Source organism: Proteus sp. G4380 (genome assembly GCF_963885725.1).
GTDB lineage: Bacteria > Pseudomonadota > Gammaproteobacteria > Enterobacterales > Enterobacteriaceae > Proteus > Proteus mirabilis.
In genome coordinates this window covers 1-11,860 of sequence record NZ_CAWPAV010000051.1, presented here as the reverse complement: position 1 = coordinate 11,860, position 11,860 = coordinate 1, and the positions used below count along the sequence as shown (strand labels likewise).

Below are 11,860 nucleotides of genomic sequence, written 5' to 3'. Positions count from 1 at the left end.
CATTATGTGATAATGCGCGGTACTGAACAGAAGATTACTAAATTTTAGAGAATCAATGAGAGGATTCATCATGTCTGTAATTAAGATGACCGATTTAGACCTGGCCGGTAAACGAGTACTAATTCGTGCTGACCTGAACGTTCCAGTGAAAGATGGAAAAGTAACTTCAGATGCACGTATTCGTGCTTCATTACCGACTATTGAAGCGGCTTTAAAACAAGGCGCTAAAGTTATGGTAACTTCACACTTAGGCCGTCCTACTGAAGGTGAGTACAACGAAGAGTTCTCTTTAAAACCAGTTGTTGACTATCTGAAAGAGAAATTATCTGCACCCGTTAGCCTAGCAAAAGACTATTTAAACGGTGTTGATGTTAATGCAGGTGAATTAGTTGTACTTGAAAACGTCCGTTTTAATAAAGGCGAAAAGAAAGACGACGAAACGCTGTCTAAACAATATGCTGCATTATGTGATGTCTTTGTCATGGATGCATTCGGTACGGCTCACCGTGCTCAAGCGTCAACACACGGTGTTGCTAAGTTTGCGGATATCGCTTGCGCGGGTCCTCTGTTATCAGCAGAGCTTGAAGCATTAGGCAAAGCATTAGATAAACCAGAGCGTCCAATGGTGGCTATCGTTGGTGGCTCTAAAGTATCTACTAAATTAACAGTTTTAGATTCATTATCAAAAATTGCTGACCAATTAATCGTTGGTGGTGGTATTGCTAACACCTTTATCGCAGCAGAAGGTCATTCTGTAGGTCGTTCATTATATGAAGCAGACCTTGTTGACGATGCGAAAAAATTAATGGAAAAATGCGATATTCCAGTACCAACAGATGTCCGTGTCGCGACAGAATTCTCAGAAACAGCGCCAGCTGTACTGAAATCAGCAAATGACATCAAAGATGATGAACAAGTATTAGATATCGGTGATGTGACGGCTGAACGTTTAGCTGAAATCCTGAAAAACGCCAAAACCATTCTGTGGAATGGCCCTGTGGGTGTCTTTGAATTCCCTAACTTCCGTAAAGGTACTGAAGTGATTGCTAAAGCGATTGCTGATAGTGATGCTTTCTCTATCGCTGGCGGTGGTGATACATTAGCGGCTATCGATTTATTTGATATCGCAGATAAAATCTCTTACATTTCAACCGGTGGTGGTGCTTTCTTAGAATTCGTAGAAGGTAAAAAACTTCCTGCGGTTGCTATGCTGGAAGAACGCGCTAAACAGTAATTAAGTCACGCTCATACAGGTAGAGTGTAAAACTCTGCCTGTTCCAAATATAGGATCTTATTACATGTCTAAAGTTTTTGATTTCGTAAAACCGGGTGTCATCACTGGTGATGATGTACAAAAAGTATTTGCAGTAGCAAAAGAAAATAATTTTGCTCTGCCTGCAGTTAACTGCGTAGGTACAGACTCAATTAATGCTGTATTAGAAGCAGCTGCGAAAGTGCGTTCTCCTGTTATTGTTCAATTCTCTAATGGTGGTGCTGCATTTATCGCAGGTAAAGGTCTTAAAGCTGAAGCGCCACAACAAGCGGCTATCCTAGGGGCTATTTCTGGTGCTCACCATGTACACCAAATGGCAGAATACTATGGTGTTCCTGTTATTTTACACACTGACCACTGTGCGAAAAAACTGTTACCTTGGATTGATGGTCTGTTAGATGCAGGTGAAAAACACTATGCGAAAACAGGTAAACCACTATTCTCTTCTCATATGATTGACTTATCAGAAGAGTCATTAGAAGAAAATATTGAAATCTGTTCTAAATATTTAGCGCGTATGGCTAAAATCGATATGACTTTAGAAATCGAATTAGGCTGTACTGGTGGTGAAGAAGATGGCGTTGATAACACAGGTATGGATAGCTCTGCGCTATATACCCAACCTGAAGACGTTGCTTACGCTTATGAAAAACTAAATGCTATCAGCCCACGTTTCACTATCGCTGCATCATTTGGTAATGTTCACGGCGTTTATAAACCAGGTAACGTTCAATTAACACCAAAAATTCTTCGTAACTCACAAGACTATGTGTCAGAGAAATACAATCTGCCACACAATAGCTTAAACTTTGTTTTCCACGGTGGTTCTGGTTCATCTGCAGAAGAAATCAAAGAAGCTGTAAGCTACGGTGTTGTTAAAATGAATATCGATACCGATACTCAATGGGCAACTTGGAACGGTATCTTACAGTTCTACAAAAAGAACGAAGGCTATTTACAAAGCCAATTAGGTAATCCAGAAGGCGCTGATAAACCTAACAAGAAATACTATGATCCACGTAACTGGTTACGTCATGGTCAAACATCAATGGTTGTTCGTTTAGAGCAAGCATTTAAAGAGCTAAATGCGATTGATGTTCTGTAATACAATTTTATTGTAATACACCTAAAAAACCCGCTTAGTATGCGGGTTTTTTGTTGGTTGTTAGCACTAGGTACGATGGTATTGGGCTATTTAGTTTCGGTTATATTTGTCATTAAAGGTTTGGTCTGAAATACACAGATAATAAATTCCTTCAATAAAACCGATAATAGCGGGTATCCCCGTCCAGCAAAAAATGAGATATAAAATCCCCATTCCTACTTTACGAAGATAGAATTTATGTATTCCTAGCCCACCAAGAAAAATAGCTAATAATGCGGCTGCTAGCTTATTTTTATCATTCATTAATATCTGCTCCTATTACCAATCATTGGTTTTTAATCATGAATATTGATTATTAGACAATGCTAAATATTGTCAGTTTCAATTAAAGGTACTATTTATAAGATAGATTAAAACCAGAAAAAAGAAAAAAAGAGAAGATCACTAATCATAAATAATAAAAGATTAAGGTTGTAGAAGATTTAATCGCTAAGCGTTTTTATAAGAGATAAAAAAGCGCCTTTCTAGGCGCTTTGTCTGTGATAAGCAAAGGTGTTTGCTTATTTTATTTACTTAATCATTTTACTCTCTTCTTTCATCATGCGGTTTAGTAAAGGTACTGTTGCCCACATAATCAAGCCAACCACTAAGGTAACGATACCGATTTTGCCAAACACATCAGTATAAATAGGCAGTGTTTGTAGTGGATCGGTAATACCTTCAGGTGGGGCGGTAAAGGTTGCTACATGGCCTCCTAACAGGTAAGCCGTCGCTTGTGTTAAGAACCACATACCTAAAATAAAGCCCATCATATATTGCGGTACAAAAGCGGCAATCATCGCTAAGCCTAATGCACTGATCATCAATTCCCCTAGACTTTGGAAGAGATAAATCAGTACAACAAACCAAGGTGATGTTAAGCCTTGAGCATCAGCAAACCACATACCTGAAGCGGCAGCGGTTAGGAAGCCTAATGAGCATAAAAGCATACCTGTGGTAAATTTTGCCGGCATGGATAAATCTTTGCCTTTCGCGCCAAAATGGCTATAAGCCATTGCTAAGATAGGGCTGGCAATAATGATCCAAAATGGATTTAATGCTTGGAAACTCACCGGGTTAATATCAAAGCCTAACAGGGTATGGTGAACATTATGGATAGCAAAGAAGTTAAGTGAGGTTGGCATCTGAGCGTAGAGAATATAGAAAATAACAGCTTCTAACATCAGAACAAATGCAACATACATTTTATTACGTGCCACTCTGTCTTTTTGTTTAAAGGCTTCACGAAAATAAATGATAACCACAACAATAGACAAGCTGATTAAAACGATGTTAGCAATCATCACATTGTGCAACAACCATGCACAAATAAAGACCATAGCGACAGAGCCTGCAATAACTAATAGCAGTTTGTTGAAATTCATTGGCAGGTGATCTGGCTCAGAACCAATATTCACGACCATTTTACGGCAGAAAAAATAGACCAATATGGCCATTATTAAGCCGATACCACAAATATTATAAGTCAGTGCATAGCCGTAGCGATCGGCAAGAACGGGGGCAATAGATAAGGAGATTAATGAACCAACATTAATCGACATATAAAATAGTGTAAATGCACCATCAAGACGGGGATCTTTAGGTTTATAGCATTTAGCTAATAGGCTTGCTGGGTTTGCTTTAAATAAACCGTTACCTACTGCGATAGTGGCTAAAGCATAAAAGATTAAATTAGGATACATAATTGACATGCCGGTCATAAAATAACCGATAGCCAATACGATAGCCCCTAAAACAATGGTTCGTTTAGTACCTAATAGATGGTCACCAACATAACCACCAATAGAAATAAGCCCATAAACTAATGCGGAGAATGCACCAAAAGTAATAAAAGCTTGTTCTTGAGAGAATCCGAGTTTACTAACAAAATAAACGGCAAGAATACCTTGTACGCCGTAGTAACCAAAACGTTCCCATAATTCCACAAAGAAAATCATAAAGAATGGTTTAGGCTGTTGTAATAAACCGACTTTAGCGGGTTTATCCATATCTTTAATGCCCCTAATTATTATTTATTTTCAACAACGATGCTATTTACTCAAATTCACGATGAATGTTACACCCTGATAACATTATCTGTTGTATTTAGAGTGATGTTTGCAAATTTAAGATGGTGATCAGTAAGTCCGGTAGACTAATATATTGATAGAATGACTTCTCAAAGGTTGATCACACTGTTAGTAAGATTAATACCAGATTGAAAAAAATAGTCATTAATTTATTTTCAATTAAAGCGATTTAATTGATCTTTGGTATAAATAATCACCAAAAAGAGCCTATTTTGTTTATATTTTAAGCTTAATAAAGCTGATAAAATATAAGCATAAAAATAGAGTGGAAGGGTTATTTATATCGTGACTAATTGATTTTCTAAAGAAAAAGTTTTCTTATAATTTTAATAATTTCTTTTATAACAAACAGATGTTAAAAATAGTTTAATAAAACGCTGATAGCTCTATTTTAGGATAAAATGAAATAAATATGCATGAAGTGCGGGTAATTATTTAAAATTTAACAAAGGTAATAAAAACGCCTTTATTAATAATGAAGGATTTAAATTGATACCCTCTTCAAAATAATAAAGTGCGTTTTTGTTTTTAATATTAGCTAATTAAGCGGTGGTTGTGACTAATTTATGTTTAACGGGATGGAAGCGACGCTTAAAATAAATTAAGCCATCGCCATCTTCTCGAACCGCAATATTTTTTATCTCAGCCATATAAACAAAGTGAGTACCTACTTGGCGTACATCGTAAATATCACCTTCTAGGCTAGCGAGTGCATTGGTTAATATCGGTTGCTGCAATGCGCCATATTGCCATCCTGGTTGGGTAAAGCGATCAGCCATTGCCAGACCTGTCATACCGGCAAAATGGCAAGCCATCTCTTCTTGTTCATGATTTAAAATATTGATACTTAATTTGCCATTTTCTTGAAACGTACTATTCATTTGGCTTTTACTATTGATGCAAATCATCACTGTCGGTGGAGTATCGGTAACTGAACATACAGCTGTTGCTGTTAAACCACAGCATCCTGCATCACCATTAGTTGCGACAATATTAACGGCAGCACCTAAGCTTGCCATTGCATCCCGAAAAAGTGGGTTAGCCTGTTTTTCATCAGACATTTTTTACTCCTACTGCCAGACTTCTCATCTGTGGGCGTCTTCACTTAAAATAACCATTAGTTAGAAAATCAGAATTTATCTAACTAGTGCCGCTTCACAAAGTTGTAATGATCTTGCTGATTTCTTTGCTGTGTGAATTTAAAGCCGTAACGCTACCTCGCATTAGCCAAGAGATCAATCTTTCTTTGTTACAACCTGTTAACTTTATCTCAAAAAGTCGTGAGACAACCTTATCGCTGGTTGTTATTATTCCTAATAAGTCAAGAAAAGCGATAGGTAAATCAGGGGGTTTAGCCTAGTTTGCTGATAAATAACACGAAATGACACATATTATCCTGTTATTTTTTGGGGATATTACGCGTTTTGTCTGAGAAAAGCACTAAGGTCATCAATTGCTAAAATAGCCTAAAATGTTAGAAATTGAGTCAAGTTTATTTATTTGTTAATATGATTAATTGTAATAAAAAGTCTATTCTTAGAATATTATTCATTTATAACTATAACGAGTTATAATTTTCACCGGCTAGATTGAGTGATTTTTCATCAATTTATCTATCAATAAAGAGCTTCTGATTATGCATGAGTCATTAACAATCGCGCTATTGCAAGCACGGGAATCTGCGATGGGATTTTTTCGCCCCGTTCTTAAAGAGCATAATCTGACAGAGCAGCAGTGGCGGATCATCCGAGTTCTTGCTGATAAGCGCTCTATCGATTTTCACGAATTAGCACAAAAAACCTGTATCCTGCGTCCAAGTTTGACAGGTATTTTGATTAGAATGGAAAGAGATGAGCTAATTTGTCGATTAAAACCAGTGAGTGATCAACGTAAATTATTCGTTTCTCTATCAACCAATGGGCAAAATTTATATGATAAAATCCAGCCTAAGATAGAAGAAGGGTACCAATTACTCGAACAAAAGTTTTCTACAGAAAAACTGCAACATTTATCTATCTTACTGAAAGAACTGATAGCGTTAAATCCAGAAAATAGTCATTCAACTGAAAAATAACATGTGTGCACCAAGAAAAAAGAGATGATGTTATACCATCATCTCTTTTGTTTTTATGTAATAGGTGAAATTACCTTTTACCTAATACGTGTAAGAAGTGAATATGTTTTTCATACTGATCGAGAATGTCATGAATAATTTGTTCTTTTGTCCAGCCCATGACATCGTAATCTTGCCCACCTTCTTTGAGATGAATTTCAGCACGATAGTATTTATGCTCTTCATCTTTTTCTTCATCTGTTAAGCCGGCTAGCGCGAAAGCGGGTTGAGTATAGAATCGTAATCGTACTTCATAAAAGAAGTTCATATCCTCACCTAAGTCCACTTCAAAGCCGATGCGATCTTCTTCTTCGTCATGGATATAGCATTGAATACCTTGTTTGCTTAATTCAGCCGACACCATTTCCATGGAAGGATTAACGACTTCTTCCATAAAACGTTTTACATGTGAACGTTTAGGAAAATAAGCAATATTTCTTAATCGACGTTGCCAAGGAATAGGATTACGGCTAGCCGGTGGGGCGATAGTCGTCATCTGTTGGCTATCTCGCTTATAAACATCCACTCGCAATGCCTTAATTAATCCATAAATTGATGCCAATAGCACGATGGCAAATGGTAACGCACTGGCAATGGTGACAGTTTGTAATGCTGATAAACCTCCTGCCAATAACAAGGTAATGGCTGAAATACCCATTAATGCAGCCCAGAAGATACGTTGCCATACAGGGGTTTCTGAATCTCCTCCTGACGCTAGGGTATCAACCACCATTGCACCGGAGTCTGCTGAGGTGACAAAAAAGACAATGACCATCAGCATTGCGACAAAGGAAAGCACTGATGAGAATGGAAAATAATTTAAGAATTCAAACAGTGCTAATGACACATCTTGTTGTACTATATTCGCAAGAACTTCTGCACCTTTATCTTTAATTAAATAGATAGCGGTATTACCAAAGACAGTCATCCAAAGTAAGGTAAAGCCAGCTGGAACAAAGAGTACGCCGACAACAAACTCACGAATAGTACGACCACGGGAGATCCGTGCAATAAACATACCGACAAAAGGCGACCACGATAACCACCAGCCCCAATAAAGCAGTGTCCATCCACCTAACCAATCACTTGATTTTGGCTCGTAGGCATAAAGATTAAACGTTTTACTCACTATTTCTGATAAATAGCCCCCTGTATTTTCAACAAACGATTTTAAAATCAATACAGTAGGGCCAAGAATAATGACTAATAAAAGAAGAATAACGGCTAAACCAAGGTTAAGCTCGGATAAAAAACGGATACCTTTTTCTAATCCAGAGACAACCGAAATAGTAGCAAGCCCGGTGATAACAACAATTAAAACCACTTGCACGGTTGGATTAATTGGAATATCGAATAGATGGTTTAAACCGGCATTAACTTGTAGAACACCAAAACCCAGTGAAGTTGCGACACCAAATACGGTGCCCATCACAGCAAAAATATCTACCGCATGCCCAATAGGGCCATAAATACGGTCGCCAATGATAGGATAAAGGGCGGAACGTAACGTTAATGGCAAACCATGGCGGTAGCTAAAAAACGCCAGAATTAATGCCACGATGGCGTAAATAGCCCAAGCATGTAATCCCCAGTGGAAGAAAGTTAAACGCATAGCTTCTTTGGCGGCTTCAATCGTCTGCGCATCCCCTGTGGGTGGCATTAAATAGTGCATAACGGGTTCTGCGACACCAAAGAACATCAGCCCAATACCCATACCTGCTGAAAACAGCATCGCGAACCAAGCAAAATAGCTAAAATGTGGACGAGCATGATCAGGGCCTAATTTTATTTCGCCAAAGCGCGATAGCCCTAAATAAGTCACACTCAGCAAAACCAATGCTACGGCTAAAATATAAAACCAGCTCGCGTTGGTGAAAAGGTTTTCCTGAAGGTGCCCTAGCTTGTCATTAGCGAGTTCAGGAAATAGCGCTGAAAACCCTACGACGAGCATAATAAGTATTGCGGAGGTGTAAAATACGGGAGGATTAATTTTCATCCTAATTTTTTTTGGTGTGATTTCATTTTGTTGGCTCATAGTTAACCTATTTTTGTTATTTTTCTTAGACAAGACTTTTCGATATTGCAATCTAGCATGTTAGTGGTATCGCTAGGAAAGAAAAGTTTGTAAGAAAATTTGAATAAAACATCAGATGATCTTGAAGCTTTATAAAAGAACGGAAATAAATTATATTTTTCCGTAAGGTGAAGAAAATTACAATTAAATCAATTTATTATCATATGTTTTTAGTCAGCGTCTTGACGCTTTAATAGGTTTCTCCTGTTGAAAAAAGGATAGTATGGTTACATTTTTTGCTTAATCGATCAACTCCTGTTTGTTTTTTGCACAAAAAAAGCCAGTAAAATATTACTGGCTTTTTCAACATCAAAATTTCTGAAATGAAATTATTTATTATCAGCCTTTAGAGAATCAATTTTTTGCTTTGCTTGATCGGTGAGCTCATCGGCTTTATCAAGCGCTTTATCTTTAGTATCTTGCGCTTGCTGTTTTACATCATCACTGGTTTTAGCCGCATCTTCTTTTAGTTGCGCTGCTTTGTCGCTAGCATTTTGTTTTAAGTTATCTGCAGTGGTATTCGCGTTTTGTTTCACTTCTTCTGCTTTACCAGCCAGTTTGTCACTTTCATTATTTAAACTTTGTTTGATTTCATCTGCTTTTGCACTTGCAGAATCTTTTAGTTCATCTGTTTTTTGTGCAATGCTCTCTTTTAATGCATCGGTTTTTTGATCGGCTTGTGCTTTAAGCTCTGCAGCTTTATCTTCAGCTTGCTCTTTTAGCTTGGCCGCATCTTGTTTTAATTCGTCAGCTGTCGCTGATGCACTCTCTTTTAAATCAGCGGCTTTTTCTTTAGCTTGATCTGTTAATTCTTTTGCTTTGTCTTGAGCCGTTTCATTTACTTGGGTTGCTGTCTCTTTTGCTTTATCAATACCTTCATCCACTTTTTTCGATGAATCATCACAACCTGCTGTAATGGTAACAAGACCTGCTAGAATTAAAGATGCCAGTAATTTTTTGTTCATGTTTCTCTCCAGAGAATGTATCCAAAACATATCGATGATATCTCGCATAACTAGTATTAAAAGCGAGAGGTTATTGAGTTGATATTTTATATATTATCTTAACTCCCAATAAAATAAGTATAGTGAGAGTCTGAAAATCAACAAGGTTAAGTATATTAAGTGATTACCACTAGTCAAATATATTAGATTTGTAAGGTTAATATCTGTCAGATTTCTCTCAATGGTATGTTTTATGCTTTATAATTACAGTGTGAATCGTTTTGCAAAGGTGCTTAAGAAATGGAATATTATCTGCTTGTGGTTATCAAGTTTATTATTGGTTTTACAATAATTTTGGCTCATATGAATATTTCAGGGAAGACACAACTCTCTCAACTAACTCCCATTGATTTTATTGGTAATTTTGTTTTAGGGGGGATTATGGGAGGGGTTATTTACACAGATGCAATCCCGCTTTACCAATATGTTATTGTCTTTTTGATAGGTGTATTTTTTATTTCTTTTCTCAATTATATCAGTAAAAAATTTAATTTTTTCCGAGCAGTAGCGATAGGTAATCCGATCCCGATTATTAAAAAGGGAAGATTTATTATGGAAAACATTACTGAGAAGAAAAATAAGATTGATATTCTTAATATCACCTCTAGGTTACATGCCCAAGGAATTCATTCTTTTCAAGAAGTTAATTATGCTCAAATTGAACCTGATGGACAAATAACGGTAGTGTGTGATGGTGCTAAAATGCCCTCTATCATTATTATGAAAGATGGTGTTATCCGAACTTCTGAACTTGAGCAGATAGAACGAGATGAAAATTGGTTAAACGAAGAGATGAAAAAACAACATATAGATAACCCAGAAGATGTTTTTTTAGCCGAATTTTGGGATGGTAAAGTCAATTTCATTTTGCAAGACGGTAAGATCAAACACGATTTCATTCCGACTGCTGAGTAGCAATATCCTGTGAAAGAATAAAAGCAACGATTAATACTATCTCAAGAGTCGCTATCGTTGCTCTATTTTGATTTAGTATTAGTTAAAGTTTGAATGTCTCAAAATCACTGGCGATTTGTGTATTGCCAAATACAGTATGACATTCCGCTAATAGCTCGGGGGTTTCTTTAGGTGAATAGCGACTACTGATATGGGTAATGATTAGTCGCTTAGCATTCGCCTTTTTGGCTAACTCAGCTGCCTGTATGGTACTTGAATGTCCACGACTATTGGCTTTATCAGCCATGTCATGTTTAAAGGTTGCTTCATGGACAATAACATCGGCATTCTCAGCAAGTTTAACTGCATTAGGCGTTGGTTGTGTATCGCCAAAAATCACAATACAACGGCCTTTGATCTCTGTGCTTAGATAATCTTTTCCATCTATGATCCGTCCATCAGGTAGTGTAACGGTTTTCCCTTGTTTTAATAATTTATACCAAGGGCCTCTAGGGATATTCTCTGCCTCTAGCTTGTCAGCATTGAGTTTACCTGGTTTATTGTCTTCTTCTAGACGATAACCAAAGCAGGGGACAGGATGTGATAATGCGCCACAACTTACACGTATACCTTCTTCTTCAAAAAGAAAACCATCTTGTTCTATTTCAATAATATCTAAAGGGTAAGTGAGATAAGATTGGCTTAATGTAAGGGCTGTTTCTATAAATGCCTTAATGCCTGTAGGCCCATAAATGGTTAACGGGTTTTCTGTGCCCCCCATTGAACGGCTACAGAGTAGTCCGGGTAAACCAAAAATATGATCACCATGTAAATGGGTAATAAAAATCTTATTAATGCGTGATAGCTTTACATGGCTATGTAAGATCTGATGCTGGGTCGCCTCTCCACAATCGAACATCCACAGACTTTTTTGTTTATTTTGTAAATCAAGCACCATACTGGTGACGTTGCGATCTTTAGAAGGTACGCCTGCATTAGTGCCTAAAAAGGTAAGTTCCATAATGAAATCCTGATCTCCATGGTGAATTTTTAACATTCATCTTAATCGTAATGGTATCTAAACTAAATAAAATTCTGCAACTGTGATTAAGATAATCTTCTCATTAAAGTTGATATGAATAATAGTGTGAATAAAAGATAATATACTTTATTTACTAAAATTAAATTTCTCTGATTAACGATTTAAATGTATCTGTTTTTATACAAACAGAATGAATGGGGCATATTCTTAATTTGTTTATTTTTTT

The 11,860-nt window shown here is 36.9% G+C and carries 11 protein-coding genes; 5 read left to right on the top strand and 6 right to left on the bottom strand.

The window, feature by feature from the left end; all coding sequences use genetic code 11:
- Positions 1 to 70: 70 nt before the first annotated feature.
- Positions 71 to 1,234 carry a phosphoglycerate kinase gene (pgk, locus tag AACU98_RS04225; RefSeq protein ID WP_004247314.1) on the top strand — a complete coding sequence of 388 codons (1,164 nt, stop codon included), beginning with the start codon at positions 71 to 73 and terminating at the stop codon, positions 1,232 to 1,234.
- Between the two features lie 64 nt (positions 1,235 to 1,298).
- Positions 1,299 to 2,378: a class II fructose-bisphosphate aldolase gene (gene fbaA / locus AACU98_RS04220; RefSeq protein WP_161735592.1), complete on the top strand. Its 1,080-nt coding sequence runs from the start codon at positions 1,299 to 1,301 to the stop codon at positions 2,376 to 2,378.
- Between the two features lie 90 nt (positions 2,379 to 2,468).
- Here the strand turns inward: fbaA and AACU98_RS04215 are convergent, their stop codons facing one another.
- From AACU98_RS04215 to hpaC, 3 genes are all read right to left on the bottom strand, one after another.
- A complete protein-coding gene (locus tag AACU98_RS04215) occupies positions 2,469 to 2,681 on the bottom strand; it encodes a TM2 domain-containing protein (protein WP_004244951.1) in 213 nt (70 codons plus the stop codon).
- Between the two features lie 266 nt (positions 2,682 to 2,947).
- Positions 2,948 to 4,426: a dipeptide/tripeptide permease DtpB gene (gene dtpB, locus AACU98_RS04210; RefSeq protein WP_004244950.1), complete on the bottom strand. Its 1,479-nt coding sequence runs from the start codon at positions 4,424 to 4,426 to the stop codon at positions 2,948 to 2,950.
- Between the two features lie 623 nt (positions 4,427 to 5,049).
- Positions 5,050 to 5,568: a 4-hydroxyphenylacetate 3-monooxygenase, reductase component gene (gene hpaC, locus AACU98_RS04205; RefSeq protein WP_004247315.1), complete on the bottom strand. Its 519-nt coding sequence runs from the start codon at positions 5,566 to 5,568 to the stop codon at positions 5,050 to 5,052.
- Between the two features lie 107 nt (positions 5,569 to 5,675).
- On the opposite strand from hpaC, the gene AACU98_RS04200 reads away from it, so the two are divergent.
- Positions 5,676 to 5,867, top strand: coding sequence for a hypothetical protein (locus AACU98_RS04200; protein WP_004252455.1), 192 nt, complete (start codon positions 5,676 to 5,678; stop codon positions 5,865 to 5,867).
- Positions 5,868 to 6,143: 276 nt separating this feature from the next.
- Entirely contained in the window at positions 6,144 to 6,581 is a 438-nt protein-coding gene (gene hpaR, locus AACU98_RS04195) for a homoprotocatechuate degradation operon regulator HpaR (RefSeq protein WP_004244947.1), read from the top strand.
- A gap of 70 nt (positions 6,582 to 6,651) precedes the next feature.
- Here hpaR and betT read toward each other — a convergent pair whose 3' ends face one another.
- Both betT and AACU98_RS04185 read right to left on the bottom strand, forming a co-directional pair.
- On the bottom strand, positions 6,652 to 8,655 hold the full coding sequence (gene betT / locus AACU98_RS04190) for a choline BCCT transporter BetT (RefSeq protein WP_004244946.1): 2,004 nt from the start codon (positions 8,653 to 8,655) through the stop codon (positions 6,652 to 6,654).
- Positions 8,656 to 9,023: 368 nt separating this feature from the next.
- Positions 9,024 to 9,659: a hypothetical protein gene (locus AACU98_RS04185; protein WP_004247317.1), complete on the bottom strand. Its 636-nt coding sequence runs from the start codon at positions 9,657 to 9,659 to the stop codon at positions 9,024 to 9,026.
- Between the two features lie 279 nt (positions 9,660 to 9,938).
- On the opposite strand from AACU98_RS04185, the gene AACU98_RS04180 reads away from it, so the two are divergent.
- A complete protein-coding gene (locus tag AACU98_RS04180) occupies positions 9,939 to 10,613 on the top strand; it encodes a DUF421 domain-containing protein (RefSeq protein WP_004244944.1) in 675 nt (224 codons plus the stop codon).
- 82 nt (positions 10,614 to 10,695) lie between these two features.
- Here AACU98_RS04180 and rnz read toward each other — a convergent pair whose 3' ends face one another.
- On the bottom strand, positions 10,696 to 11,613 hold the full coding sequence (gene rnz, locus AACU98_RS04175) for a ribonuclease Z (RefSeq protein WP_017827388.1): 918 nt from the start codon (positions 11,611 to 11,613) through the stop codon (positions 10,696 to 10,698).
- Between the last annotated feature and the right edge of the window lie 247 nt (positions 11,614 to 11,860).